The sequence below is a fragment of the Rhodococcus sp. H29-C3 genome (assembly GCF_030063405.1).
Classification (GTDB): domain Bacteria; phylum Actinomycetota; class Actinomycetes; order Mycobacteriales; family Mycobacteriaceae; genus Rhodococcoides.
Window position 1 is genome coordinate 1 of the sequence record NZ_JASITC010000023.1, and the last position, 25635, is coordinate 25635.

At 62.0% G+C, this 25635-nt stretch carries 34 protein-coding genes and 2 pseudogenes; 16 read left to right on the forward strand and 20 right to left on the reverse strand.

Translation table 11 applies throughout. The annotated features are described in order from the left end of the window. The first annotated feature begins 573 nt into the window (after window positions 1-573). Window positions 574-1472, forward strand: a pseudogene (locus QMK32_RS23745) (alpha/beta hydrolase). Window positions 1473-1524: 52 nt separating this feature from the next. Here the strand turns inward: QMK32_RS23745 and QMK32_RS23750 are convergent. From QMK32_RS23750 to QMK32_RS23775, 6 genes are all read right to left on the reverse strand, one after another. Further along, entirely contained in the window at window positions 1525-1689 is a 165-nt protein-coding gene (locus QMK32_RS23750) for a hypothetical protein (RefSeq protein ID WP_283477969.1), read from the reverse strand. Beyond that, window positions 1686-1934 carry a hypothetical protein gene (locus tag QMK32_RS23755; protein ID WP_283477971.1) on the reverse strand — a complete coding sequence of 83 codons (249 nt, stop codon included), beginning with the start codon at window positions 1932-1934 and terminating at the stop codon, window positions 1686-1688. The genes QMK32_RS23750 and QMK32_RS23755 overlap by 4 nt, the downstream gene beginning before the upstream one ends. Before the next feature lie 360 nt (window positions 1935-2294). Further along, window positions 2295-3152 carry a haloalkane dehalogenase gene (locus QMK32_RS23760; RefSeq protein WP_283477972.1) on the reverse strand — a complete coding sequence of 286 codons (858 nt, stop codon included), beginning with the start codon at window positions 3150-3152 and terminating at the stop codon, window positions 2295-2297. Window positions 3153-3209: 57 nt separating this feature from the next. Further along, entirely contained in the window at window positions 3210-3404 is a 195-nt protein-coding gene (locus tag QMK32_RS23765; protein ID WP_283477973.1) for a three-helix bundle dimerization domain-containing protein, read from the reverse strand. 27 nt (window positions 3405-3431) lie between these two features. Then, window positions 3432-3869, reverse strand: coding sequence for a hypothetical protein (locus QMK32_RS23770; RefSeq protein WP_283477974.1), 438 nt, complete (start codon window positions 3867-3869; stop codon window positions 3432-3434). After that, window positions 3866-4096 carry a hypothetical protein gene (locus QMK32_RS23775; protein ID WP_283477976.1) on the reverse strand — a complete coding sequence of 77 codons (231 nt, stop codon included), beginning with the start codon at window positions 4094-4096 and terminating at the stop codon, window positions 3866-3868. Before QMK32_RS23775 ends, QMK32_RS23770 begins: the two co-directional genes overlap by 4 nt. 252 nt (window positions 4097-4348) lie before the next feature. On the opposite strand from QMK32_RS23775, the pseudogene QMK32_RS25290 reads away from it, so the two are divergent. The 3 genes and pseudogenes from QMK32_RS25290 to QMK32_RS23785 all read left to right on the forward strand — a co-directional run. Then, window positions 4349-4606: pseudogene (locus QMK32_RS25290) on the forward strand (CHAD domain-containing protein); the annotation flags it as partial. Between the two features lie 77 nt (window positions 4607-4683). Then, window positions 4684-4821: a hypothetical protein gene (locus QMK32_RS25295; RefSeq protein WP_349307590.1), complete on the forward strand. Its 138-nt coding sequence runs from the start codon at window positions 4684-4686 to the stop codon at window positions 4819-4821. 328 nt (window positions 4822-5149) lie between these two features. Continuing rightward, entirely contained in the window at window positions 5150-5410 is a 261-nt protein-coding gene (locus QMK32_RS23785) for a hypothetical protein (RefSeq protein WP_283477978.1), read from the forward strand. 116 nt (window positions 5411-5526) lie between these two features. Here the strand turns inward: QMK32_RS23785 and QMK32_RS23790 are convergent, their stop codons facing one another. The 7 genes from QMK32_RS23790 to QMK32_RS23820 form a co-directional block, all read right to left on the reverse strand. After that, on the reverse strand, window positions 5527-6195 hold the full coding sequence (locus tag QMK32_RS23790) for a hypothetical protein (protein ID WP_283477979.1): 669 nt from the start codon (window positions 6193-6195) through the stop codon (window positions 5527-5529). A gap of 59 nt (window positions 6196-6254) precedes the next feature. Further along, a complete protein-coding gene (locus QMK32_RS23795) occupies window positions 6255-6506 on the reverse strand; it encodes a hypothetical protein (protein WP_283477981.1) in 252 nt (83 codons plus the stop codon). Window positions 6507-6625: 119 nt separating this feature from the next. Beyond that, window positions 6626-7051, reverse strand: coding sequence for a hypothetical protein (locus tag QMK32_RS23800; RefSeq protein WP_283477982.1), 426 nt, complete (start codon window positions 7049-7051; stop codon window positions 6626-6628). Window positions 7052-7243: 192 nt separating this feature from the next. Next, on the reverse strand, window positions 7244-7747 hold the full coding sequence (locus tag QMK32_RS23805; RefSeq protein WP_283477983.1) for a hypothetical protein: 504 nt from the start codon (window positions 7745-7747) through the stop codon (window positions 7244-7246). A 41-nt stretch (window positions 7748-7788) separates the two neighbouring features. Continuing rightward, a complete protein-coding gene (locus QMK32_RS23810; protein WP_283477984.1) occupies window positions 7789-8124 on the reverse strand; it encodes a hypothetical protein in 336 nt (111 codons plus the stop codon). A 112-nt stretch (window positions 8125-8236) separates the two neighbouring features. After that, the gene (locus QMK32_RS23815) at window positions 8237-8602 is read right to left on the reverse strand and encodes a hypothetical protein (RefSeq protein ID WP_283477985.1); all 366 of its coding nucleotides are present in this window, start codon (window positions 8600-8602) and stop codon (window positions 8237-8239) included. A gap of 105 nt (window positions 8603-8707) precedes the next feature. After that, entirely contained in the window at window positions 8708-9073 is a 366-nt protein-coding gene (locus tag QMK32_RS23820; protein WP_283477986.1) for a winged helix-turn-helix transcriptional regulator, read from the reverse strand. A 78-nt stretch (window positions 9074-9151) separates the two neighbouring features. Between QMK32_RS23820 and QMK32_RS23825 the strand changes: the two genes are divergently transcribed. Beyond that, window positions 9152-9895, forward strand: coding sequence for an SDR family oxidoreductase (locus QMK32_RS23825; RefSeq protein ID WP_349307589.1), 744 nt, complete (start codon window positions 9152-9154; stop codon window positions 9893-9895). 205 nt (window positions 9896-10100) lie between these two features. On the opposite strand, the gene QMK32_RS23830 is transcribed toward QMK32_RS23825, so the two are convergent. Continuing rightward, entirely contained in the window at window positions 10101-10724 is a 624-nt protein-coding gene (locus tag QMK32_RS23830) for a helix-turn-helix domain-containing protein (RefSeq protein ID WP_283477990.1), read from the reverse strand. Further along, window positions 10721-11119, reverse strand: coding sequence for a hypothetical protein (locus QMK32_RS23835; RefSeq protein WP_283477992.1), 399 nt, complete (start codon window positions 11117-11119; stop codon window positions 10721-10723). The genes QMK32_RS23830 and QMK32_RS23835 overlap by 4 nt, the downstream gene beginning before the upstream one ends. 61 nt (window positions 11120-11180) lie before the next feature. Here QMK32_RS23835 and QMK32_RS23840 point away from each other — a divergent pair, with 61 nt between their 5' ends. Both QMK32_RS23840 and QMK32_RS23845 read left to right on the forward strand, forming a co-directional pair. Next, entirely contained in the window at window positions 11181-12338 is a 1158-nt protein-coding gene (locus QMK32_RS23840) for a PEP/pyruvate-binding domain-containing protein (RefSeq protein ID WP_283477993.1), read from the forward strand. 64 nt (window positions 12339-12402) lie between these two features. Beyond that, window positions 12403-13005: a histidine phosphatase family protein gene (locus QMK32_RS23845; protein ID WP_283477994.1), complete on the forward strand. Its 603-nt coding sequence runs from the start codon at window positions 12403-12405 to the stop codon at window positions 13003-13005. 370 nt (window positions 13006-13375) lie between these two features. Here QMK32_RS23845 and QMK32_RS23850 read toward each other — a convergent pair whose 3' ends face one another. Continuing rightward, complete coding sequence (locus tag QMK32_RS23850; protein ID WP_283477995.1) at window positions 13376-13954, reverse strand: TetR/AcrR family transcriptional regulator; 579 nt, start codon at window positions 13952-13954, stop codon at window positions 13376-13378. 76 nt (window positions 13955-14030) lie between these two features. Between QMK32_RS23850 and QMK32_RS23855 the strand changes: the two genes are divergently transcribed. Next, entirely contained in the window at window positions 14031-14861 is an 831-nt protein-coding gene (locus QMK32_RS23855) for an alpha/beta fold hydrolase (RefSeq protein ID WP_283477996.1), read from the forward strand. Between the two features lie 176 nt (window positions 14862-15037). Here QMK32_RS23855 and QMK32_RS23860 read toward each other — a convergent pair whose 3' ends face one another. Beyond that, complete coding sequence (locus QMK32_RS23860; RefSeq protein ID WP_283477997.1) at window positions 15038-15724, reverse strand: TetR/AcrR family transcriptional regulator; 687 nt, start codon at window positions 15722-15724, stop codon at window positions 15038-15040. 73 nt (window positions 15725-15797) lie between these two features. On the opposite strand from QMK32_RS23860, the gene mqo reads away from it, so the two are divergent. Beyond that, the gene (gene mqo / locus QMK32_RS23865; RefSeq protein ID WP_283477998.1) at window positions 15798-17321 is read left to right on the forward strand and encodes a malate dehydrogenase (quinone); all 1524 of its coding nucleotides are present in this window, start codon (window positions 15798-15800) and stop codon (window positions 17319-17321) included. A 377-nt stretch (window positions 17322-17698) separates the two neighbouring features. Next, window positions 17699-18849, forward strand: a protein-coding gene (locus QMK32_RS23870) for an IS3 family transposase (RefSeq protein ID WP_283478010.1) whose coding sequence is annotated in 2 segments (ribosomal slippage) — window positions 17699-17969 and window positions 17969-18849 — 1152 coding nt in all. Because the reading frame shifts where the segments join, the coding sequence is not laid out codon by codon here. A gap of 469 nt (window positions 18850-19318) precedes the next feature. Here the strand turns inward: QMK32_RS23870 and QMK32_RS23875 are convergent. Next, entirely contained in the window at window positions 19319-19864 is a 546-nt protein-coding gene (locus tag QMK32_RS23875) for a GtrA family protein (RefSeq protein WP_283477999.1), read from the reverse strand. A gap of 220 nt (window positions 19865-20084) precedes the next feature. On the opposite strand from QMK32_RS23875, the gene QMK32_RS23880 reads away from it, so the two are divergent. Together QMK32_RS23880 and QMK32_RS23885 are read left to right on the forward strand one after the other, a co-directional pair. Next, window positions 20085-20453, forward strand: coding sequence for a TetR/AcrR family transcriptional regulator (locus QMK32_RS23880; RefSeq protein ID WP_283478000.1), 369 nt, complete (start codon window positions 20085-20087; stop codon window positions 20451-20453). Further along, complete coding sequence (locus QMK32_RS23885) at window positions 20450-20815, forward strand: hypothetical protein (protein WP_283478001.1); 366 nt, start codon at window positions 20450-20452, stop codon at window positions 20813-20815. The genes QMK32_RS23880 and QMK32_RS23885 overlap by 4 nt, the downstream gene beginning before the upstream one ends. Before the next feature lie 714 nt (window positions 20816-21529). Here the strand turns inward: QMK32_RS23885 and QMK32_RS23890 are convergent. Continuing rightward, a complete protein-coding gene (locus tag QMK32_RS23890) occupies window positions 21530-21994 on the reverse strand; it encodes a thioesterase family protein (protein WP_283478003.1) in 465 nt (154 codons plus the stop codon). A gap of 744 nt (window positions 21995-22738) precedes the next feature. On the opposite strand from QMK32_RS23890, the gene QMK32_RS23895 reads away from it, so the two are divergent. Genes QMK32_RS23895 through QMK32_RS23905 form a run of 3 tightly spaced genes read left to right on the forward strand, consistent with a single transcriptional unit; the run spans window position 22739 to window position 23699 of the window. Then, the gene (locus tag QMK32_RS23895) at window positions 22739-23065 is read left to right on the forward strand and encodes a PadR family transcriptional regulator (protein WP_283478004.1); all 327 of its coding nucleotides are present in this window, start codon (window positions 22739-22741) and stop codon (window positions 23063-23065) included. Further along, complete coding sequence (locus QMK32_RS23900) at window positions 23062-23427, forward strand: hypothetical protein (RefSeq protein ID WP_283478005.1); 366 nt, start codon at window positions 23062-23064, stop codon at window positions 23425-23427. The genes QMK32_RS23895 and QMK32_RS23900 overlap by 4 nt, the downstream gene beginning before the upstream one ends. Continuing rightward, window positions 23424-23699, forward strand: a complete 276-nt coding sequence (locus tag QMK32_RS23905; RefSeq protein WP_283478007.1) for a hypothetical protein — start codon at window positions 23424-23426, stop codon at window positions 23697-23699. Before QMK32_RS23900 ends, QMK32_RS23905 begins: the two co-directional genes overlap by 4 nt. A 589-nt stretch (window positions 23700-24288) precedes the next feature. Here QMK32_RS23905 and QMK32_RS23910 read toward each other — a convergent pair. After that, window positions 24289-25089: an NAD-dependent epimerase/dehydratase family protein gene (locus QMK32_RS23910; protein WP_283478008.1), complete on the reverse strand. Its 801-nt coding sequence runs from the start codon at window positions 25087-25089 to the stop codon at window positions 24289-24291. Window positions 25090-25175: 86 nt separating this feature from the next. Between QMK32_RS23910 and QMK32_RS23915 the strand changes: the two genes are divergently transcribed. Then, a partial coding sequence (locus QMK32_RS23915; protein WP_283478009.1) for a TetR family transcriptional regulator occupies window positions 25176-25635 on the forward strand: 460 nt, incomplete at its 3' end.

Consider the following 25635-nt stretch of genomic DNA (forward strand, 5'->3'; position numbering starts at 1 on the left):
TGGTCGCGGCTATTCTCGATCTGATCCGGTCGTAGTCAAAACCTGCCTGCAACAGGTTGTTATGTCCCGAAAGAGCAGCGCTAAGCTACGTGACACCGCCCACCGTTTGCCTACCGGTATGCCGAACAAATCGTACGAAGAATGGGCTGAGCGTATGAAAAACCCTGTTTGGTCTGCAGTCAACCCAATGGCCACAGAATTGCGACTCCCCTGTTGGCCGAACCGTCCACTCGTCTAATCGACGACGTTCAGAGATTGACTAGTGCAGAGAAGTGGTTTTCGCCCACGCATGCAAAGTTCCTTGGACCTTGACGTCCATAGCAAGACCTTCGGATCTCTCGCCTGTCCGTCACTGTTGCTGAAGCGGGTCGAATGGTGCAACGCCAGACGCCTCCATTTCGAGCATCGGTCAGATGCCCCCGACGCCTCGCGTACGCAGTAAACCGGCACATCGTTCGGGCGCACCTCGTCTACTCACCGAGCATCCGAAATTTGTCAAGATCGGAACCCTTGCGGGCTTGTGTGCACGGCGAGAGCCCGGACGGTACGTCTCCCTTGTACTGTTTCGACTCGATGAAACTTGGACTCTCCACCCTGATCGACCCCCAACTGCATCCCCTCGCGGAAGGCTCTCGCGCCTTCTACGCAAATCGAACACCCGGCCGTGGCCCATCCAGCCACGAGGAACTACGCGCTGTCCGAGCCGAACTCGCTGGCCCTGCTTCAGCGGAGCCGCCGCCCGTTCAGGAGCTGGTCACAGCTAACGGACGCAGCGTCCCCGTGCCCCGGCAAACAGACCGTCGACGGGTGTCCTCCTCGAAATTCACGGCGGCGGTTTCTACATGGGGTCGGCCGCCGGCAGCGACATTCGCAACCGCAAGCTCGCCGACGCAGTCGGCGTGACAGTTGCGAGTGTGGACTACCGACTTGCCCCGGAACACCCGTAGCCGGCTGCACCCGACGACTGCGAGACAGCGGCACTCTGGCTCGCCGAACACGCCTCCGAACGATTCGGCGCCGCGAAATTCTCGGTCATGGGCAACTCGGCCGGCGCCACTCTGGCAGCGACCACGCTTGTCCGTTTGCGTGATCGTGGGATCTCCGCAGTCGACACCGTGGTGCTGCAATTCGGAACGTACGACCTCAGCGCACGAACGCCCGCTGGGCGGCTGATCTCCGACGAGTACTTCCTGAAGGCATACGCAGGAACCGCCCCTGACCGCACTCACCCAGACCTATCGCCGATCTACGCAAACTTGGAACAACTGCCACCGGTCCTGATGATCGTCGGAGACAAAGACATTCTGCTTCACGACAACCTGGCGATGGCCGCACGGCTCATCGCACACGGCGTCGACGTGGATCTTCGCCTCTTCCCCGAAGCGCCGCACGGGTTCACAAGCCATCCGACGCCAATCGCGAGTGCGGCGCTCGACGATATCGAAGCGTGGCTCACCGCCAGTCCGAGCTGACTACCCACGTCGCTGGCGCAGCGCGACGAGTGCAACAACAACACTGCGGTGGCTAGAGACCTTCGGCACGAACCTTGAGTGCAGTGCCGTCGCCGAACGTGCCGCCAGCTCCTGCGATTGTCATCGACACGGAGACCAGGACCGGCAGCGGCGGGTCGACGATGCGGCGTGTGGGCGGCTCGAAGGTGGTGGGCCAGTTCCCGTACAGCTCTGTCACTGCGCCGCCGCCAATCCCCGCATGGTTCCTCCATCTGTTAACGCGCCGGCCTCGTCGACAGACGACCAGCGCAGGCCCTTCTCCCCAAAGGTCGGGGCATCGAGGGTGTGGCGGCCTGTGCGCTGGGTGATTCCGCGGCCGTGGACGGTGGTTTCGATGGTGATCGACCGCAACTTCCCTCTGCCTGCTTCGATGCCGCCGAGAGCTATGGGGCGAGAGGAGATTGCCAGATCCAGCCCGGGCATGTGCCCATCAGTGATTGCGAATACGCCTGCGTGCGTCCTTATCCGGACTAAGCGGGGGCAGTCAACCGCGAGGTCAAGACGCGAATTTGCGATCTCTGGATGTGCTCTGTGGCGCGCTCAGGCCGAGTCCGGCTCACGGGTCTCTCACAGGGTTGCCGTCGTGATCTCCGTCAGGCAAGTTCTCGCCCGAATGACGGGCTGGCTCAGTGGGTCAGCAGGTGCCATATCTTGAGGGCTTCCATGTCCTTCGCAACGGCGACTATGCAGCATCTCCCCTTGAGCTGCCTGGACCTAACTCCGTCGCGCGACGACAGAGGTCCGCAGGGACTGGTGTTTCGCGCTCTTCCCTTCTCGATGCGCCTAGGAGGCGGCGGTGAGCCAACTTGCGAGAGCGCTCACGATCTCGCCCGGGCGATCTTCGGGAAGGAAGTGAGTTCCGGCTCCGACGGCTGCGAACGTCATGCTCTGGCCATGAGCGGAGCACCATGCGAGCTCGGCGGTGCCGATGATGGCGCCCGGCGTTCCGTGTATGAGGAGCGTGGGCAGAGCGGGGTCACGGAAGACATCGAGGTTTTCGCGGATCACGTCGGCGACGTCAGACGGATTACCCGCGATGGGGATCTCGCGCACCCACTGCAGAATGGGCGCGCGAGATGCGGGATCGGGGAAGGGTGCTCGGTAACGATCGTGATCCTCGCGGGTCAGGCTGCGAACGATTCCGGAGGGGAGGACGACTTCGACAAAGAAGTTCTCCTCGAGGACCGTCTGTTCTCCTGAACCCTCAGCTCTGAGTCTCGAGAACATCTCCCGATCCGGCCCGGGGAGATCCGACCAACTGTCGATCGGGTGGATGTGTGCCTCGAGGATCGAAACCCCACGCACCTGATCGGGTCGTGACCGAGCGAGGGCGAGTGCCAGGACGCCTCCCCAGTCGTGACCGACAAGCGTGAGCCGCTTGACGGCGAGCTCGTCGAGGAAAGTTTCGAGGTAGGCGAGGTGATCGATCAACCGATAGCCTCGATCGGACGCGCCTGAGGCTCCCATGCCGATCAGATCGACCGCGATCGCTCGGTAACCGTGTGCTGCGACCGCGGGCGCGATGTTGCGCCACAGGTAGGACGAGGTGGGATTGCCGTGCAGGAAGAGCACGAGTGGACCGGAGCCCGCTTCGATGAAGCTCATCATGCTGCCGAGCACGGGCAGTGTTCGGCGCTTCACCAGGGTGTGTTCCTTCGGTCTGAACCGGCGGGGCCTTCTGCGAAAGGTCGCGGGCCGCTAGTGGGCCTGGAGGGCTTTACGGGCTTTGCGCTCGACGAACAACGGGACGAAGTCGCGGATGGAGTTGCCCTCGAAGCGGGCGTGCTCGGCGGCGATGGTCTCGTCGATGACCGATGCCGGCACATCGGGAAACAGGGCTCCGAGGCGATCGCGGACGGAATCGATGTGCTCGTGTTCGGTGGTGGTAGTCATGATTTCAACGATCCGCTCTGCTCGGGGCTAGGTCAACAGGGGTCTTGCGCTGTCTCGGGGTCGTGCCGCCGGTGCCCTACCCGAGATATCGGGAAACCGCGTGTGGAGGGCGCCGAGTTGGCGGTGCAGCTCGTACAACATTTTTCGCTGCGACCGGGCTTCTTCGTTGTGCCAAAGCCGGGCGGTGCCCTGGCCGATACGCCCGGCTTTGTGGGCGAGTTGTTCGGCTTCGTCGACGAGCGCTGAGACGGCGTCGATCTCGACGGTCAGCATCGCAGCGAAAACCTGTGCTTGCGCATGATCGGAGCTGTCGGGCTGCCTTCGGGATGCGGTCGGTGACGTCGGCGTCGTGCTGGGTGCGTTCATCTTCCGGTCATCGAAACGTGCAGAGTGTCCCGTTCCAGGTGAATGTGTGATGAACTGCGCCGATCCCGTGGCAGCGCCCACTGCGCTCGTGGTGGTCATTGCCCGACCTGTGGTCGGCCGACGGATGCTGCGCTGTGTTCGAGGCGTCGACGGCACACATGCAACAACGCGTCCACGGTCCGGGCGTCGAGGTCAACCGGCTGCCCTGGGTCGGCCAGCAGGTGCCGGAGCCTGCGGAAATACGTCTCCGGCGGGATCCCGAACGCGACCATGATGTCCTCGGCGTCGCCGCCGTAGGGCAACCACTGGACAGCGAACGCGAGCATCCGCTAGCGCTCGTGTCGGGTGTCGGGTGTCGGTGGCATGACTGCAGTATCACCCGGCCCGTCGACCGTGGCACTCGCCGCAAGCAACCGTAGGGCAACCGGAAAGTGAACACTAAACAAATGCCCTGAACGGGACTCACCTCTGGCACGGAACCGATGGGTACCGAGCCAACTACACCCGCGGATCGATCATCGGGTGGACGGATCGACTGTGATGGTTTCGATCGGCACGCACTCGGGGCATCCATACCGATGACGACATCGACAAAATCTTCGCGATCAGCTCCAGATGCGGGCGTAGCACCCGTCGTCGCCTATGTGCGTGAGCAAATCAGTGCCATCCAAGACGGCGATGCCGCGCTGCGGCGCGGCGATGATCCGGTCCATGCCACACGTGTGGCGATCCGGCGGCTCCGCAGCACCCTGCGGGTGTTCGCCGACGCCTTCGACCCGGCCGACGCCACCCGTCTGGACGAGGAATTGTCCTGGTACGTCGGGATCCTCGGCCATGTCCGCGACCACGAAGTGCAGCGCGCCCGCTTCGCGCAGGCTGTGGCCGGTCTCCCGACGAGTGGGTGCTCGGTCCCGTGGCTGCCGATATCGAGACCACCCTCGCTGCCGAGCAGCGAACCTACCGAGCCGACGTCGATACCGTTCTCGCCGCCAATCGGTACGCCGCCCTTATCCTTGATCCACCGATTCTCACGGCGTCCGCAGGCAAGTAGCAGACGAGACCTGTCCCGCAGCAACATCATTGACGGCGTCGTTCATGCTATGTAGGCCGGCATCTTGGAGATGCTTCGAGCGCGAAGACCCTCGTGGTTCGACTGATACTCGAGGTGTCAGACAGCCTGGATTCTTGGTCGAGCGTTTCGTAGTTCGCTGACGGTTTGCACGGTTTGGTGATCGGCGGGGAGGAAGACCACGATCTGTTGGGTGTCCGGCTCAGGGAGCCGAGGAGCTACCCGAGGAATATCTGTTCGATCACATGGTCGAGCACGGGCGCACTCAACGCGCACTATGGAACCGGCTCAACACATTTCGCGGTGAACGATGACCGCCGCCGACACCGCCCAGAGCGCGATGGAGCAGAGCACACAAGCAAGCCAATCGCCAACACATCTTGACGTATCGAGCAGTGTCCTATCACCGCCTGCGGACTACCTGTACTGGTGCGTGCGCGTCGGTGCCGACCTCCTCGCCGTCGAGGCGCTCCAAGAATGGGACTACCTACACTCCGACGAGATGACCGAAGCCGAACATCGCACCGCCACCGCATGGGCCGTGGGGTTGGACCTGTACAGTGCGGCCTGAGAGCACACCTTCCACCCCCCGCACGGGGAGGTTTCTCATGAGAACGGCACCCACACTTGCTGTGTGGGTGCCGTTCTCGTATGCGCGATCGTGTCAGCGACGAGTGCCGATCAGGGTCATCCGAGTCCGTGATCGGCCGCACTCGATATCGCTGAGGTGTACGCCACGGGCGGCGGCGTGCCGGCGTGGACGAGGCCGCTCGCGTCGATCCGGACGCACGCCCCGGTTGGGGAGTGACCAACCCGCGCGGCCGCGTTCACGCGCTCGGCCTCGACCGCGTGCGTCACGGGTGACGTCGATACCGAAGCGGACACAGTCGCATTCGCAGTGTCGTCCGGACGGCCGGCCGGCCTCGACCGTGCCCGCAGCTCGTCGAGGTCGGCTGCGAGTGCGGTGATGTGTTCTGCGTCGGCGACCGGGTCGAGGACGAAGAGGTTCGCGCGCAGGTTTCGCGCCTGCACGGACCGCTCGGCGGCGATGCGATCGGTGTCCGAGACGTCCGCTGCGTGGGTCACGCGCAGGACGGTGTCGTTGCGCATCGGTTCGATCGTGCCGCCGAGATCTGCCGCGAGCTGTTCGGCGATGCGGTGCGCGTCCTCGGGTGTGTACGAGCCGACCTCGGTGCGCGAGTTCGGGATCGGGACCGGTCGGGTGGAATACACCTCCACTTCGAGAACCGCGACAGCGTCGGGACCGTCGACCGTCGACCGTGACCGTCGACCGTCGACCGCCGAATCGGGAAGCGGCGGCGACGCTTCGACGACAGCGGCAACGGCGGCGGTCACTGCGCGTGGTGCGGGGATGACGGTGCGCCGCGCACCGTATGCGTAGGCCGGGAGCGCGGTCAGTTCGGCGGCAAGCTCGCCGGGGCTGCCGATGAACTCGACATCACGCGGCGCGAGGTTCCCTCGCCGACTGCGTCGATGACCACCGAGACGGTGTCGAGCTCGTAGGTGTCTGCCGGTGCCGCTGCTTGGGTGAGGGCGAACTGTCCGGCGGAGCGGGAGGTGTAGAACGCGCCGCGGTAGTGCACGAAACCGGGATCGCCGTGCTGATCGATGGAGGCTACTTCGACGTTGAATTCGGGCTGGCTCATAGTCAGTGGTCCTTCGGATGATGTTGGTTGCGCCCGTACGCGAGACAAGGTGTCAAGCGCGCACGGGGCAGGGGAGTTTGCGACCAGTACCGGTCGCAGGTGGTGCGAAAGCAGAAGAGTCAGTGCGCGTCCGCAGGCGAGGGCTGTGGTTCGGACGGCGTACCGGGTGCCGTCGACGAGACGTCGTCGGGTCGGCGATCGGGGCCGGTGGTGTTCTCGGCACCGACTCGGCGGCGAGGCGTACCGCGACCGGTCGTCCGCTTGGAGGTCTTGGATGGCTTCTTGCTCACTGGTGCTGGTGCGGGCAGCGGCAGGGCGGTGAGTTCGGCGGCCGTCCATCCGGCCTCGATCGCTTCCTTGTACGCGGCGGCGTGCTCGGTGTTCGCCTGCTCGGCCGCGCGGGCCGCTTCGGCGACCTTCTCACGTGCATCGGCGGCGGCTTGGGCGGCGTCGAAGAGCGACTCGATGTACTTGGTGCGGTTCTCGATCGCGGCGCGGGCCTGAGCGAGAGCGGTGTCTTTGTCGACAGCGGGGGAGCGAGACATGGTGAGGGCCTTCCAAATTCGGTGCGCGGATAAAGTCCCACCGGACGGGCACCGATCGCTCACAGAGCAGCACAACCGACAGTGCGGTGAACGCAGTGTCAAGGTGAATCGGTACGGGTGGGGCGCGCTCGAACGTGACCCTCATCGACGCTCGAACTTGCAGCCGAGTCTAGAGCATCGGCTGCGACGGCGTCAGCCTCCTACAAGGAGTGCGCGGTCGCGTTTGAAGCGCCAAAACGTCCCGGCTAGTGCCAGTGCAGCTGCAACCGTCACCCCTATGACAGCCAATACGATGTCGCTGTTGCTCTTCGGCGGCTCAGGCGTCGATGGGTTTCCACCCATCGACTGACCATCGAGGCCAACGCGATTGAGTACCACGATCGCCACCGCGAAACTGACGACCGTGAAACCGCCGACACATACAGCAGCCAGGTTGTCGAGAATTCGTGACCAGAGAACTTCACGCCACTTCGAGTCATGAGCCACTGTGGACTTTTCGAGCCGCTTCAGTTCCAGCTCTATTGCGTTTCTGATTGCCCCGGCGTCCTGAATGTTCGGGCTCAAAGCGGCCTCGATCTCGACGAGCGCCTTCAGGTTTTCGTGTGGCGTCTTGCGTGCGAGCCGCCACGCAAGCCAACCCGAGAACAGCGCGAGGAACACTGGAATCGACGCATTGAAAATCCCCAACCACCCCATGGCACAGATCGTGCCACAACAAACAGTCGACAGACCAGAGGTCAGTAGTAGTAGTAGTTTCCGTACGGGTCGCGGCGGTATTCACGGCGGGGGCGGTCGGCCATTCCGCTGGCTCCGCCGACGAGGAACAGAGGAAGCATGAGCACCATGGCAGCGATGAGCCCGATCATCGCTGCCATGAACACCGAGAACACAACGGCGAGACCGACGAGGAACGCGACGCCGAACACGATGCGCAGGATGTTGGCAATGAATCCCTTCCACCCGGGGTCGTTCTCGCCGAGGTACGGCACGTACCAGATCAGGAATCCGGCACCGGCGACAGCGAGCAGGGGCAGCGGGCCGACGTCGTCGGTGAAGAGCGAAGAGAGCGTCATCGAAAAGTCCTTCTCGTGTGAGGACTGCTTTCACCGGTGAGGTGCAGCGGCCCGAAGCCTGATGGATCTATCCCTACCGGGGGCCACCGACACTTCTCGGGGCGCGCCCGCCTCAGAACAGGGTCGGTGGTGCTTGCGCATCGAAGCTGTGGCCGGCGAACGCAGCCCGCAGTCTCGGTTCGTCGTAGCCGTCCTTGAGTGCGTCGCGGATCGCGACGGCGCGGCCGTAGCGTCCGCGTGGATCGCCGCCTGCCGGTGTCGGTCCGAGGTGACGGCCGACCGCAACAGCGTGTGCGAGGTTCGCCGATTGGGTTCCGAGTTTGAGGTGACCGTCCACGACGCGGACACACAGGGTTTCGTCGCAGTCGTGTTCGCCGACGATTCCGTCACCGAGGTCGCCGTGCACGAGTAGCAGTGCGAACCGGTGCGCGGAGGGCGTGCGTGGTGTGTCGCCGTCGGTGAAGGTAAATACTGGCAATATGCACGTATTCACATCGTGCGCAATTCTTTACCGACCGCAGAGTCGTGTCAGGCCAGGAATACCGTTTAATCCACAGGCCCTGACATGGGAAGTGCCGGTAGCTCATTGCTGGGCTCCGGGAGGGAAAGGATTGAACCGCTCACCAGAAGCCCAGACCCGGGACCAGTCCCACAATGGTTCCAACGCCTGGCTCAACCGAATGCCGACAAACGAGAGTTCGTAAGCACGCTTCTCATTTTTCTCGACCACACCCGCATCTTGCAGCTGCCGAAGTCGCTCGGCCAGCATGCTCGATGAGCAGTTGTTCATGCGCCTCCGCAGTTCTAGAAACCCCATCTGACCGGCTTCGAGTTCCCACACGATGCGCAGGCTCCAACGCTGGCCCAGAAGATCCATCGCGCTACGGGCGGCCGCTGCTTCCTCGTCGCTGCCTGCCCTATCAGGCGGTGTCTCATTTGCGCTTCTCATTTCGAACCATCATAGTAACTTCTGAATCAGAAGCGTGGACGCTAAGCGAATGACGGGGCATAGATGACAGTGGAAACGGTGAAACGGATTGCTCTGGTAACTGGCGCTTCGCGCGGGATTGGCGCTGAGGTTGCCCTCCAGCTCGCATCTGTTGGCTACCTTGTCGTTCTCAACTACCGAGAAAAGCGGGCTCGAGCTGACAAGGTGGTCAATGAGATCGAGTCCGCCGGCGGCAAAGCTATAGCTCTTCAAGCAGACCTCGCCGACGTAGCAAGTGTCGAGACAATGGTCGCGTTGCTCGCAGATCGATTGGGACACCTCGATTTGTTAGTGCTCAACGCTTCCGGCGGGTTGGAGTTAGCCGCAGGACCGGACTACGCCATGCGGTTGAACCGCGACGCACAGCTGACACTGACAGAACTCGTACGACCATTGATGCGACCGAGTAGCCGAATCGTGTTTGTCACCAGCCACCAAGCGCACTTCGTCGGCCAGAAAGCTGTGCCCGAAGACTACGAGCCGATTGCTCTGAGCAAACGGGCGGGCGAAGACGCTCTTCGAGGTCTCATTCCCGAACTGCAACAACAGCAAATCGACCTCGCGGTTGTGTCCGGAGACATGATCGACGGGACCATCATTGTGCGCCTGCTCGAACGGCGAAATCCCGAAGCGGTGGCGGCGCGCCGCGACCACGGTGTCCTACCGACCATCGAGGAGTTCGCCCAAGTCGTCGTTCAGGCGTCGACCACTGACATCGAATCTGGGCAGACGTTCTACGTCGGAGGCTCAGATTATCTGCAGTACAGCAAAAACGAGTCCTAAGCGCTTGCGGAACTGAGATACCGAATTTCGGCGACTGATTCTCGCAGGTCTACCCTGGCGATCTTCCGCTTCTCGCTGCAATACTTTCTCACCACAAACTAAGTGGACGGCCTGCAGTTTCGGAAGTCAGGATCCTTGCCTCTATGGCGGTGTGGCACCATTAGCCTTAGGCTAGGCACGCTATTCGGAGCCCGGAAAGCCTTCTCTAGCGGTCGACGCCGAGTGTGGCTACCAGATCTTCATGGAGTTGGAACCAGACTGTGTGGCAAGAGTCCAAGTTTGACTTCTCGATCCAATCCCGTTGTCCGTCTTTCGCTTTGCCCAGCGCCAGATCGAACCGGGACGTGTAACCGTCAAATCTGGACAGCACCTCGAAGAGGTGTTTGTTCAGGGGAGTGAGTTCCCGGCCGAGTGCAGTGAGTTCATCGAGAACGCGTCCATCCCATACGAGGTCGGCGTGGTCATTGGGGGCGAACTTGTCTGCTTCGGTGGCCTTGATCTGCCAGTCTGTGACCGCACGGAGCAGACGAGCGTTGAGCGGAAGGAAATGGCGGTAGACGGCGGCCACCGCGCCCGTGGGGTCAGCAACTACGCGTTCCGCCGCAAGATGTCGCTCGTTCTCCGCCTTGCCCGATTCGGTGAGCGACCAGCCATCGAGGTCAGCGAACGCGGCGTGCTGCACCCAGCCCTCACGCTCCAACTCACTCAGCACCCGCAGAGCTTCGGGGTGACTCGTACCCGCCCGCTCGGCGACCGCTCCACTGTCAGCGAAACCCACGAGACGCACGGCATGCAGCACGAGCAGTTCCGGCGCGGACTTATACGTCATGCTCGTCCGTCCTGCCTGGCGCTGAGCCGGTTCACGTACTGCTGGCAGGCCTGCGGAGATCGAAATCCCATGGCCTCAGCGATATGTGCCCACGTCAGCCCCTCGCTGCGAGCGACGAAGAGTAGGCCAACTTCCACGCTTTCGAGCTCGACGCGAGCCGCCGGGAGCAACGACAGTGACCCCAGAAGCTCATCCGGGGTCAGCTCGGATGAGCGCCAGAGCGCGTACTGCGTCAGATCTACCGCCGAGGGCGAGGTTGCCGGATCGGGCTGCCACGGTCGCGGTGTCAACTGGCCTGCGCCCTTGTCGAGAAGTCGGCTTTCGGCGTGGCGCGCTCGCCGAGCCCGCACGTGGTCGGCGCTGCTGGGCCGCTCGACGTAGTGCTTGGCTTCCATGCCACCCATCCTGCTACCATCAACAAAACATTGTCAATATTATGTTGATAGGTGAGTAATGTTGACGAAGCTCTCAGAAGCGACCCGGCCGACCTCCGGTGGCAAAGCGGCAGTGCTCGCTGTGTTGCTGCGCGAAGGAGCGCCAGTGCCCGACGGGTTCGTCGCGGTAGACGGTGGTCAGCCGTCCGACGCCGTGACCGCGCACTCCTTTCGTGAAGCCGTCGCCCTTGAGCTTGAACAGTGGGGCAGCCCGATGGTGGCAGTGCGCTCCTCGGCGGCCAGCGAGGACAGTGCGGATGCTTCGGCGGCGGGCCAGTACGAGAGCATCATCGGCGTTCGCGGTGCAGATGACGTATGTCAGGCCATAGCGACGTGTCGGAAATCGGCCCTCGCTGCACGAGTGGGTGACTACTGGACACGAACCGGTGGCCCGTCTCGCCGCGCGTCTAGCATCGCGGTGCTCGTGCAGCCGGTGATCGAGGCGGATGTTTCGGGGGTCATGTTCACGCCGCAGCAGTGCGGGGGACCGACTCGGATCGAAGCATCCTGGGGCCTGGGTCTGGCCGTCGTGGGCGGAAGGGTCACGCCCGACACCTACGAGGTCACCTCGAACGGGGCCATCCACTATGCAGTCGGAAGCAAACAGACCCGTATCGATCTAGATCACGAGCGCGGCGGTGTCGCCAGCAGCCTGGTCGCGCCCGACAAGCAATCTGCACGTGCCCTCGACGATGCCACGATCGCGGCCTTGACTGAAGTAGGAGGTCGTATTGCCGCGGTGCTCGACGGGCCGCAGGACATTGAATGGTCCGTCGAAGGCGGCACTGTGTGGATTCTGCAAGCACGCCCGATCACAGCAGCGCTCCCCGCTAGCAGGGTTCCCGGCTCCTCCGACCAGGCGGAGGCGCTGTACGGCACTCCAGGTTCTCATGGACAGGTGACCGCTGCAGCACGGATTGTACGTGGCCCCTCCGATTTTTCCTCCGTCCACCGAGGCGACATCGTGGTCTGCCCGTACACAGACCCGGCCTGGACGCCCCTGTTCACCATCGCGGCCGGCGTTGTCACCGAGACGGGCAGTGCGCTCTCGCACGCCGCGATCATCGCCCGCGAGTACGGCATCCCCGCCGTGCTCGGCGTCGACAACGCCATCAATCAGATCGAGGACGGCGCGCAGATAACGCTGAACGGTACAGCCGGAACGGTCACCGTCCTCTGACCCGAACCTTGACCCCCGAGAGAAAGGAGAGCAGGGGCATCGCCGTTGATGCTCCTGACAACTCATGGCTACGAGGCATCTCTACATCGCACGCCACGGCGACGCCGACGCGTTCGGCAACCTCACCGACACCGGACGTGAACAGGCCCGTTCACTCGGCCAGCGCTTAGCACATCTGCCCATCGACGCCGTATGGCACTCGCCGCTTCCGCGGGCGGCCGATACCGCCCGCGAGCTGAACATCTTCCTCAGCGGCAGCGCCCCTGTTGGTGAAGCATCCGAGCTGATCGACCATGTGCCCTACGTGCCGTCACCAGAGGAGATCCCGCCATCATGGGTGCCTTTCTTCGACGGCTACGACGCTGACGAAGCGGAAAGAGGGCACAAGATCGCGGACAGTCTCACTGCGAGATTCGCTATACCGCCGGATGGTGATGCCGATATTCACGAAGTTCTTGTCACCCACGCCTACCCGATCGCGTGGCTCATCCGTCATGCTCTGAACGGCCCAGCGGTGCGATGGCTCGGGCTCAATAGCGCGAACGCGGCCCTGACCGTGATCGAGAACCGGCCCGAGATGCCGCCGAGCGTCGTCATGTTCAACGACATGAGCCACCTCCGTCCTCATCTGCGATGGACGGGATTTCCCACGACACTGCGCGCCTGAATGCGCGAAAGGCGCTCCTCGGTGGCCAATCCTTAGTGTCGAGATGCACCGAAGAATGACAGGACACGCCAACGCATTTTGACGGAAGTCGGACATGTCGGCAGAGTTTGTCAATGTAGGTGCGCCAGCGCAGCGGGATCGCTCGTCGGTTGTCGAACCGCAAGCGGAACAGATCTGATGAGAACGGCAGAGTCGCAACGATTCCCGCAACGACTCAGGTACCGATGCCGCCAGCGTTCGGAGCTGGAGTTGAGGGTTTGAGTCGGTACACATACAAACGAGCGTCGTCGCATCCGACTACGAGCCGCTCTCCGGCTGGGTCGAATGTGACGGCCGCGATGTCCACGCAGAGTCGCCCACCAGGCGCTGATCAGCTCGATTGAACGGCCGCGCGTGTGCGATCACGCACAGCCAGGCCCGCGGCGATCATTGGTTCTGTCGAGCGCAGGCTTCGGCACAACACGAAGGCACCCTCGAGACTCGTCAGGCAACTCAGGGCCAGACTCCGGCACACGTCGTTCGGCAAGCTCGTGCTGGTAAACCACTGCGTCAGCGCGTCGATCCAGCCGGAGAACACCGTTGCCGTTGCGATACGCAATCGTTCGTTCGTGCTGGCCACCTCGAGTGCAATGGTCTCGATGGAGCACGCCTCGGTGTAGTCGAGCTCCTCCAACAGCGCTGCCGCCGAAGCGAAGATTCCATATATTCCATCGGCGACATCGGTGATGACAGCGAGTTGGTGGCCCACGAGCAGGCCGTAGCGCACTCCCTCGGCGTAGATGACCTCTTCACTGATCTGTTCCTTGCCGCCGGGAAAGTGGTGATAGATCGACCCGAACGGAGCGTTGGCCGCAGCCGCGATCTGCTTGAGCCCGGTCGCGGCCATGCCTTGGCGCCGGTACAACTCGGCGGTCGCGTCGAGGATGCGTGCCCGAGTGTCGCTGGCCATCGGTACCTCCCTTGTGTTCGTTGACCACCCAGCGTAACTTCCAAATGATTAGAACGATCTACCTAGTGGAGGATCCATGCCGCATGTTGACCTGTCGGCCGGACCGATCGACTACATCGACACCGGCAGCGACGGCCCAGTGCTTGTATTCGGACATGGCCTGCTCATGAACGAGACTCTGTGGCGCAAAGTGATCCCGCTGCTCGAGGGGTATCGCTGCATCGCGCCGACGCTACCGTTGGGCGCGCACCGCAACCCGATGAGAGCAGACGCGGATCTTACCCAACGAGGCGTCGCGAGGATCTTCGCCGATTTCCTCGAAGCGCTCGACCTCAGCAACGTCACGTTAGTACTCAACGACTGGGGCGGCGGGCAATTCATGGTGTCCGATGATCGAGCCGATCGGGTCGGGCGCCTGGTGCTCGCGTCATGCGAGGCGTTCGACAACTTCCCCCCACGGCCCGCCCGGCCAGCAGTAGTACTGTGCCGAATCCCAGGCGGCACAACGTTGTTTCTGCGGCTGCTGGCCACGAGCTTCGTCCGACACAACAAGCAGGCGTGGGGCGGTCTCAGTAAGTCCGGGATCTCCGATGAGGTGCTCGACGACTGGTTCGCCCCGGCGACGCGTAGCGCGGAGATCCGTCGCGATCTACGAAAATTCTGCACCGGTACCCCTCCGCGGAAGACATTGCTGAAGTGGGCCTCTCGGCTTTCGGCGTTCGATCGTCCCGTGCTCGTCATCTGGGCAACCGAGGACCGCATGATGCCACTGGCGCACGCACGGCGCCTCGAGGAGCTGTTCCCGAACGCACGTCAGATGTACATCGATGACTCGTGGACACTGATCCCGGAGGACCAGCCCGAAAAGTTCGCGGCAGCGCTGCGGGAGTTCGTCCCTTCCGCGTAGCTGTGCTCGTCAACCACAGACGGGTCCGTCGTTGGTGGTGCGGTGTTTTGTGAGGAGTTCTGGGATCGGGGTTGCAACCCTGATCTCCGCCCAATCCTCCGCAGATACCGCCTCCTCCCCGGCCTTCCCCGGGGTCACCTTTCCGGGAACCTGTCGGGGTTAGTTTTCAGGAACCATCAACAACAGTCATGCTTGTCTCGCGCCATTGCTGCGACGCCGTGGACGTAGGTTGCGATGCCCAGTTTGTTGAACGTCTCGTGTGCTGTGTCGTCTGAGAGATCCGACCACGCTGCGAGAATGTTGGGGTACCGGTCCGGAGGCAAGCCTTCGCGGATCGTGTCGTATTCGGCGTTGAGCTGAGCGTGCCGTTCGGGTTCGAGGACGGATCCGGTGAACAGTGGCTCGTTGACAAGTCCGACGACGGTCCGCACCCCGTGCCGTGCCAACTGGGTTGCTTCCTGCACAGTGAAGCCCGCAGACCGGAGCAGACCGAGTGAGAGTTCCATCAGCTGGCGCCCGGTGTCGGAGTAGAGCATGCGCGGCATGACGATCGGGGCGGCGCCGGGATAGCGAGCCAGTACGTGCATGAAGTCGGTCAGCAGGGTGCGTAGTTGCTCATCCCAGGAGCCGGCCGGATCGACGGTGAGCTCGAGATCGCGGCACACTCGATCACCCATCGCTTCGAGAAGCTCGTCCTTGTTCTTCACATGCCAGTAGATCGCCATCGGCGAGACGCCGAGTGTGTCGGCCAGACGACGAATCGTCAGGCCATCCAATCCCTGAGTATGCGCGACGTCCAGCGCGCCTTCGACCACGGAATCCTTGGTCAGACGTTTCTTGATCGGACTTGTTCGAGATGTCACTCCCCGAATTGTACAGCTGTACAGGTGCAGTGCTAACCTCCAAACTGTACTAAGTACGAGAAGGGTGCGGCGAATGAATTCCACTGAGCAGGGACCGGTCGACGAAGCCATGTGCGATGTCGTGTTGATCGGCGCCGGCATCATGAGCGCAACGCTGGGACTGTTGCTGCACCGGTTGCAACCGGATTGGACGATCCGCGTCTACGAACGCCTGCCAGGTGTAGCAGAGGAGTCCTCGGACGCCTGGAACAATGCCGGCACCGGACACGCAGCATTGTGCGAGCTGAACTACACCAGCGAACGACCCGACGGCACAATCGACATCACCAAAGCGATCGCGATCAACGAACAGTTCCAGGTCAGTCGACAACTGTGGTCCCACCTGGTCGAAACCGGGATTCTGGGCAACCCAGGCAGTTTCATCAACCCCGTCCCACACATGACCTTCGTGCAGGGAACCGACAACGTCGGCTACCTCCGCCGCCGCTACCGAGCACTGTCCGAGCATCCGCTGTTCGCTTCGATGCAATTCAGCGACGACCCCGACACGATCCGCCGGTGGGCACCGCTGCTGATCGACTCCCGCCCGAGCGGCGAGGCCATGGCGGCAACCCGCGATGTCACCGGCACCGATGTCGACTTCGGATCGTTGACCCGTCAACTCTTCGACCACCTCGGCGCGGCCGGCGTTCACATCGGGTTGAACCAGGAGGTGCGCGGTCTGCGTCAAAACCCCGACAGCACATGGCAATTGCGGATCCGGAACTGCCATAACCGGGCGGAAACCACGACACGTGCTCGGTTCGTGTTCGTCGGCGCCGGCGGCTGGGCCCTCAAACTCCTCCACAAGGCGCGCATCCCCGACGCCCGCGGGTATGCATTGCTACCTATCAGTGGCCGATTCTTGCGATGCGACAACCCTGACGTCACCGATCGGCACGATGCAAAGGTGTACGGGAAGGCCCCGATCGGGGCGCCGCCGATGTCGATGCCGCATCTCGACACCCGCGTGGTCGACGGCAGTCGGTCGATTCTGTTCGGCCCCTACGCCGGGTCGAGCCCGAAGTTCCTCAAAAATGGATCGGTCCTGGACCTGCCCAGATCTATCCGCGCACACAACGTGACACCGTTGATCGCGATGGCCAAGGACAACCTCGCGCTCGTTCGACTACTCGTCACCGAACTCACAGCGAGCAAGTCGAAGAAGCTCAAGGCGCTACGAGAATTCGTTCCCACGGCGAACCCACAGGACTGGTCGATGATCACAGCCGGTCAACGCGCACAGATCGTCAAGAAGGACCCCGACCGAGGTGGAGTGCTGCAATTCGGAACCGAAGTCGTTGCCGCCCAAGACGGAACGATCGCAGCGGTACTCGGCGCATCACCAGGCGCTTCTACGGCGGTACCGATCATGCTCGAACTCCTCGACAGATGCTTCCCCGAACACCGTCAACAGTGGGCACCCGCACTGCTCGAGATGATCCCTACTCTCGGTGTCAGCCTTTCCTGCAATCCGGCACTCGCCGAACGAACCATGATGGCAACTGCCCGAACCTTGCACCTGTCAGCGTCAACTTCATCTGACAGCACCCCGTGAACGTCACCGGCATGCTTGGGTAGTGATGTGTTGTCATTCGCCCACTGCTTCGTCCATCTCCAAGGACACCGGTGCCGGCTTCGCTCACGCCCGGTCTCTTCGGCAGTCGACGTGCAACGGTTGATCGACGCGGTGGCTCCGATAGGAGCACCCGATCAATTCCCGGACTTGGGGTTCAGCAGTCAGGCAGGGAACGACTGGAGTGATGATGCTTTCGCCGAGCGTGCAGTCGTCTTCTGGAGAATGCAGTCGTCTTCTGAAACCGACTTGCCTGACCGGAACTCGCTGACATGGACCGTCTGGCGTGTCCCCGGTGAACGGGGCCATCTTGTTTTAGAGTCCTGTTGCCCATGACCTGGGCGGATAGGAAGATGAGAATCATGGCTGGACGGAAACGGAACTCTGCGGAGGACATCGTGCGCAAGCTGCGCCGAGCGGACGAGCTGACCGCGGCGGGCAAAACGCAGGAGGAGATCGCCGGTGAACTCGAGGTGTCCGCGGCGACGTTATACAACTGGCGACGCCAGTACGGCGGCATGGACACCGACGCCGCGAGAGAGCTCAAGGACCTTCGTGAGCAGAACGGCCGGCTCAAACGTCTGCTCGCGGATGCGGAGCTCGAGAAGGATGCGTTGAGGGAGGTGGCCAAGGGAAAATTTTAGACCCAGCTGCCAAGCGCCGCGCCGTGGACATGCTCGTCGAGAAGATGAAGCTGTCGAAACGATTGGCCTGCAAAGCAGTTGGGCTGTCTCGATCCACTTACGCGCGCATCCCGATCACGCAGACGCCTGCAGACCCTGATGTGGACCTGCGGTCCACGCTCCGTATCTACGCACTGAAACACCCGCTCCACGGATTCCGTCGCGCCTGGGCGCATCTGAGGCACGATGCGGGCATCGCGGTGAACAAGAAGAAGGTGCACCGGCTGTGGAAGGAAGAAGGTTTGCAAGTTCGGATCTATCATCCTCGCAAACGTGCGGGAGTTTCCTCGACACCGCAGATCGAAGCGGATGCTCCGAAAGTCGTATGGGCACTTGACTTTCAGTTCGACTCCACCGTCGACGGGAAGGCTATCAAGATTGCGTCGATGCTCGACGAGCACACCCGGCTGTCCGTGCTCAACATCGTCGAGCGGTCGATCACGGCTCAGCGGTTGACCGAGGAGCTGGAGAAGGCGTTCGCGTTGTGGGGTGGGCCGCCGCTGGTGTTGCGGATGGACAACGGACCTGAGTTCATTTCGCTTGTGCTGCAACAGTTCTGCGGTAACCGCATCGGCATCTCGTACATCCCGCCGGGCACGCCGTGGAACAACGGGCACATCGAATCGTTCAACAACCGACTACGGAAGGAATGCCTGAACCGCAACCATTGGACCAGTCTGCTCGAAGCGAGAGTGGTGATCGAGGACTTCAAGGACGACCACAACCACCGGCACCGCCACTCGTCGCTCGGCTACCTCACCCCGTCCGAGTCCGCTGCGAAATGCACCCACATCCACCAACCGGTGGACGGCTGCGAGATCGACTGACATCAATCAGAACCGGCTCTAGATCGACGTGGTCCGACTATCGGGGACCTGCCACGTCCGGTAGAGGTAGTCCGGTGATGAACCCCGAAACCGGGGCGCCAACCGAAGCACCGAATTTGGCGCCAATACTTCACCTGCCTGCCAGCTAATCTGGCGGGCGCTCCGTCAACGATCGGTTCCGGATTGATCACCGGGCTGCTTCTTCTGGGAATGACCAGTTCAGCGAGTTCCAGCCGACGGTCAGCTGTCAGGATGCACCGGGCATCGTTCGACTATTGGCCCTCTGCGCTGTTGCTACAGGGGCATCCACTACCGGCCCCGCCACGACGAGAACACCCCCTCCTGGATACTCGCCGCCGGCCCGGCCACCCATGCCCACCTGCCAGTCACACCGGTCGAAGGATTCATCCCCTCGACTCGATGTGACCCTGCTCGTCCGGCCCGCAGAGCATGCCCGCTGCGGTGGTGGCTACGCAGACTTGTCCAGGTCTGAGTCCACAGTCTCTGAGTCCACTGTTTCAGCCGATTGAGTTGGGTGGTGCAGAAACACGAATTTGCTCATCGCCCACCACCGGAACGCGGTGGCGATCAAAGTGCCCAGAATCGTGCCGCTGACCAAGTCAGCAAGATTCTCTGCAATGAACGACACATGGGGGGTGCGCAGATCCAGGATGTAGCGCGAAACCCACAGTGGGACTTGATTGAGTGCCAAACCGACCCCAGCTACACCGAAGAACAGGGCTGCTTCATGATGTTGCGGTCGCCTGCCGCGGTTGGAGAACGACCACTCGCGATTAAGAACATACGACAGAATCGTCGAAACCAATACAGCGAGAATGTTGGCGGTGACAGGGTTTTGTGGAAGAACAGTCCATTTGAGACCAAAAAAAATGACGATGGTGGATACGAATGTAATAGCACCCACGCTCAGAAACTTCAGCAACTCGGCATGGGCGAGTACTTTCACCAGCCATCTCTGTGGCAGCCATGCCACCACCCGCTCACCGAAGCTCACGTCTGACCACCCCTTCGATCTGAGCCCCAGCTTTCCCGCAGAAAACCGGCCGCGAGGATATCTTCCAGCATGCCGATGAACATCTTGCCCAGCGGATCCTTCGGGTCCGGTAGTCGATTCCCTCACGGAATCCGCGACCGGCCTGGGTGCGCAGTGCACCCGCGCTCGGACCGAGGTTCGGGCTATTGACTGGGTGTTCTAGAACGTACATTCTTAAACTGTGGGCAGACCAAGGAGGTTTGAGTCGAGCAGGGTTGTTGCTGCGGCAGCTGTCCTCTTCGACAGCGACGGGTACGAGGGTAGTTCGATGGATCGTCTCGTGCAGGTGACCGGAGTCCATCGGGGAAGTCTCTACGCCACATTCGGCAGCAAACGTGGTCTCTTCCTCGCATGCCTGCGCGTTGCCGTCACGTCCACGGCACCCAGCGGGTCGGGCCTGCTGCTCGTCGCCCTGGGTGAATTGGCGTCTCGGGACGAGGAGGTGCGTGCGATATGCGCCGAAGCAATTGACGCATGGGGCGATCAGGCGGCACACGAACTCGGTAGACGACTGCTGGCGCGGGCCGGCCTGATGAAAGGGAACGAATGAATAACGTGACGATCGACCGCAGTAGGGGAATGCTCGTGGTCGAGCCACGCAGACTGAACAAGCTGTGGGGATTCGTGCGCCGTATCGAGGTATCGCTATCCCAGGTGCGCGGCGCTACGCATGACCCAGGCGCTGCTCAGGAGTACAAGGGCGTGAGGGCGCCCGGCCTGGGCCTTCCGGGACATAAGTGGGTGGGGACCTGGCGTAAGGACGGCGAGCGGCACTACTGGAACGTCAAGGGCGGGAGGGACGTCGTGGTCGTCGAGGTGTCCACCCCGCGATTCAACCGCCTCTACCTGAGTGTCGAGGAGCCGCGCAAGGTTGTCGATGCGATCAACGCGGCCATCGCGCATCAGAATTGACACCTCGATCCGGAAGCCGGAGCACAGATCCGCGATTGGACTTGCGGTAACCGATTCGCTCGGCAGCAAGGCCGATCGGAAGGCTGGATGGTTGGATGGTTGGACACTGCGACCTACCCACCTTTGGTGGATGCGTTGCCGTGATTGCAGTGGCAGCTGTCTGGTTTTGGCAGCGTCGGCATCGAATCGTGGGTGGTGTCGCCTCAGTCAGCAAATCGGTCGGGCGAGAAATCCGCCAGATCCGATGAGAAGGATCTATAACCGGGGCAACCGAAGGAGGCCCGTTGGGGTGACCAACGTGCGCCTCGCGGTCGCACCAGCTGGTGGTGACCCGCCCTCAACGAGGGCCGACGTTGCGGCTACCGACCCATCGACCTAGCCTGGTTCACGGATTCAGCTGTGGCACAGCATCACCGAAAGCTCACCACCGACAGTCGCCTGACACCCGAATGCCTGAACACCGCCGCGGCTGTGGCGCCGAGCCGGATAACCTCTTCGATAGTCGACACCCTGCGGTGAACCCCCGCACGGTGTGCTCGGCAACTGCCTCGATCTGTTGGGCGCGCTCGACGACGGTACGAAGCAGGTAGCCGCAACCGGTGGGCAATCCCGCAGGACTGACCGAGAAGGGCGTCCAAGCCGCGAGTGTGGGGGCCGCAAGAAACACGAGAGAGCTCGGATCCCCCTCCCGTACAACCACACTGGTTCTCGCGGTCAATTCCGCGGAAAGCGAATCGTGCGCCCCACACCGTCGGGTCGGCCCGCCTCACCTTGTTCGGCAGCGAAATGCGTGAGCCGGGTGCGGACGTCGGGGGGCATCGGAGTGGTTCGTCTCGTCTCGAGATCAACGTGCAGGTCCAACTGCTCGGACACCGCCACCCGCGTTCGGTCACCGAGAGTGTGCACTTCGTGGAAGAAGTGCAGGCGTTTGGCATCCACCCCCAGCAACCAGGAATCGACGGCCAGCGATGTCCCGCGCCGTACCTCTCGTTCGTAGGTCATTGCGCTCTGCACGACGACCTTCCCGAACCCCGTCTGCCGGACGTACTCGTCGCCCAGACCTAGTGCGTCGGTGAACGCGGCGTGTGCGCGATAGACCACGATCCCGTAGTACTGGGCGTTCATGTGGTCGTTGATATCGATCCACGTTTCGTCGACTTCACATTCGAGGGTCCGCACATCGTCACCTTCTGTATCTACTCGTAGTTTCTGGGGGCTATCGGCCACCAACGCAACTGCCGACGTGCCGCCAGCAATCCTCGGGCAGCGGATCATCGTCGGTGACGCTCCCCGGACCGGGGGTACGTCAGGCCCGTATCAGCGGCAGGTGTTGTTGTTCGGCACAAGTGGACAAATACACGGCTCGTATCCTGTCCCGATGTTGCCGACGGGCTGCGCCGCACACGTGGTGATGCAACCCTCACAACACTCTCCGACACCGACATGTCGACCATGGTGCATCTATTCAGAACCGAACACCTCGAATGTGACGCGATTCTCACCACTGAAATGTTCGACTCTTTCCAACCTGACCCATTCGTCTACCGGTTGTATTTCCACCGGCGAACCCGACGGTTGAGCCGGAGTACCGGCACTTGCTCGCCGGCACCGAAATGGAGTTCTTTGCAGGGCTACCGGCGCGGACGGGTGCCCTTCGAGACGTACAGGCTCAGTGGATCAGCTCACGACTATGCATCGATCACTGTGGCCAGCCCACACGAACCGTGCTCGACGGAGCTCTTCCGCGCATATATAAAAGCCAGCGGAATCAGAGCAAACGCACGTCGCGACCGACAACGCCACCGCAGACATAGTCTCGAGAAACGCCCACCTCGACACGGGTTCACAGCGAGCCATCAACGTTGCACACGTAGTAGCGCGCACCGACAATTCACCGTTGACACTCGCGATACGATGCATCGTATGGCGAAACAAGGGCGCGATGTACGAGGACTAGCTCGATTCGGTGAGCCAGGAGTGCTGGTACTGCTATCCCTCAGCGGAGGGGCCAAGCACGGTTATGCCATCACCGCCGACGTCCTCGAACAGACTGGGCTCCAATTAGGTCCGGGAACTCTATACGGCGCGTTGACCAAAATGGTTGACCTAGGGCTTATATCCCCACTGCCTTCGGATGACCGACGACGACCGTACGAGATCACCACGTCGGGCCGCGAAGCACTGACAGCGCAAATCGCCACCTGGTCTCGAATAGTCGACACTGGCCGCACCCGGCTGGCCCCGGCATGATCACGCTGCTTCTCGCGCTGCATCCAAAATCGTGGCGGAGTCGCTACGGCGATGAGTTTCGGGCCCTGCTCGAGGCCCAGCCGATGACGTCGGCGGTGGTGCTCGACGTGCTTGGCAATGCTGCCCGCCAACAGGTTCGCTCTCACCCAATCCTGCTTCAGATAGCTATGGCGATGGCACTCTCTGCTGGGGTGGAGTGGGTAGCGCTGACCCATCAGTTGACCGACAACATTCTCTGGGCACCCGACAGCGGACCGAGGGCTGTGCTTCTTGCTGCGCTGCTGCTGCCGTGGCTACCGCTCGCCACCGACCTCGTTGCCGCAACACGGCAACGACGACCGCGCGAACGACTTCTCCCATGACGACGCAGCGACCTCGTGCGGTGACAGTGCTGCGCTGGTTCGGACTGGTCCTGCTGGCGGTGATCGCAGTGTTCTTCGTGGCACGCGCAGTGGTGGAGATCGCCACCGTCGACCCCGCCCGCCCCGAATCGTACGAACAGGACTGGGGCGGACCGCATTATCTCGGGGTGGTTGCCGTGCATGCGGGACCAGGACTACTCATCCTGCTATCAACCGCTCTGTGGTTACGGCGCTTAACCCACCAAAGAAAGACCCACCACAGCAAGAAATGACACCGATTCAACTGGGCGCGGAGATCAACCCCAAGGAGGAATCGAGGTATGAACGAACGACTCGATGTCAGATTCCGACAATCGGTGGATTCGGCCAGTCCACTTTCCGTGTCTTAACCTATGCCCAAGCTGTCGACGATGATCAACAGCGGTCCGTGTAGTGGGCAGTCGAATACTGCTCGCAGACGAGCCTCGTCGTTGGGGCGAGTGCCTTGGCGTCGAGGCCGGCGGCGTGATGTTCGGATTTCCCACGTCGATGCCGCAAAACACGATGTAACTCGTGTCCATGAAGCGAGTCCTTCGTCCGGTCCCACCGGTCGCCGATCCGGCGTCAACACCCGACGCCCACGTTATGAAGAGACCTGCTCATGATGAGCGGCCTTGTGCCCATCAGCGGTCCGTGGGGGCCACCACACCCGGCGGCACCACCCCTCCGGATCATTTATGACAGGGGCAAGAAGTCATACCAATCCTGGGGATCGCAGCCCTCGGTTTCAAGGACCATTCAATAGATAACGAGGACACGGTCGATCGACGCTCTACGACCAGTACAGACGAGAGCGGAACCAATGGTCGACGCTGATCATGTCTATCTTGCGCGATGTTGAGTCCCAGCTCCTTGGCTACCTTTCAGCGCGTCGACCCGGGCGATCGAAGTCCGGGGCAGACTCCAGTTCGCCTCCTGCGCATGATGCGTGAGAACGTCGATGACTTTCACCAGTTCAGGCTCATTGACATGAAGCGTTGTGCCATAACGAAATCGTTGCTCGACCGACAGGTGGCGTAGAGAGCTCGCGAGGTCATCTACGCCGACTATCAACTGCAGCGCCTTTCCGTCATCGATGACTGCCCCCAGTCGAGTCACGATTTCTGTCAGTGTTGGTAGAAACCATCTGTCGCCGACCTCGTAGACGAGATGCGGTCGATTGACCAGACCTCCGAGATCACGGACGCACTGCTCTGCGACGGCCCGTGTCCGACTAGCCACCGATTGCGGGCGGATGGGCGCTCCATCGACCGGTAGATCCCGAAACGGTCCCGACCCGTACACCGCTGCAGTACTGACATAGAGCAGCCGTTCGACGCTGACTTCTGATGCGATCGACGTGACGTTCCGCATGCCTTGCTGGTTGACGCGAAAGCATTGTTGCTGATCGTTTTCTACGTAGGAAACGCAGCTGATAACGGTCGAGGCCTGGCTCTTGGCCGCTCGCAGGGATCCGATGTCGTTGATCTCGCCAATCGCGGCGATCATCCCGGCGTCCTCGAGCTCTCTTGCCGCGCTGGCAGTACGAACAAAGCCAATGACGTGGCCATGATCGCCGGCAGCTAATTGCCGCATGACAGCGGACCAGATGAAGCCACTGGCCCCGACCACCAAGGTAGTCACAGCGTGTCGGTGCCGACGACGCTGGTTGGGTGGCTCTCGACGTATCGTTGAGAGCCATACCCCCATCGACGAGAGTTAGGTACCACATGCAGGAGCGCGCTGTTCTTACGCGCCAGGCCGCCATCTTGGGAGCTGCCAAGACCTTCGAAAAGTTCGGCTACTCCGCCAGCCTGGGCACCATCCTGCAGCACGCCGGTGTGAGTAAAGGTGCGATGTATTTCCACTTCGCGTCCAAGGAAGAGCTCGCGCACGCAGTCATCGAAGCGCAACACGCCATGGCGATGGAAGGCACCCGACTCGTGGGCACTCAGTCTGACACCGCGGTCGAAATGCTGGTGCTGGTGTCGCAAGAGATGGCGCGGCAGCTCGTGACCGAGCCTATCGCGCGAGGCGGCATGCGCTTGACGATGGAAATCGGGAGTATGCAGGGTCCGATAGAAAAACCGTACTTGGACTGGATCGACGCCATCAAAGAGATTGCGCTGCAAGCAGCCGACGACGGCGACATCGTCAAGGGCACCGACATCGACGCGCTGGCCCGGTTCA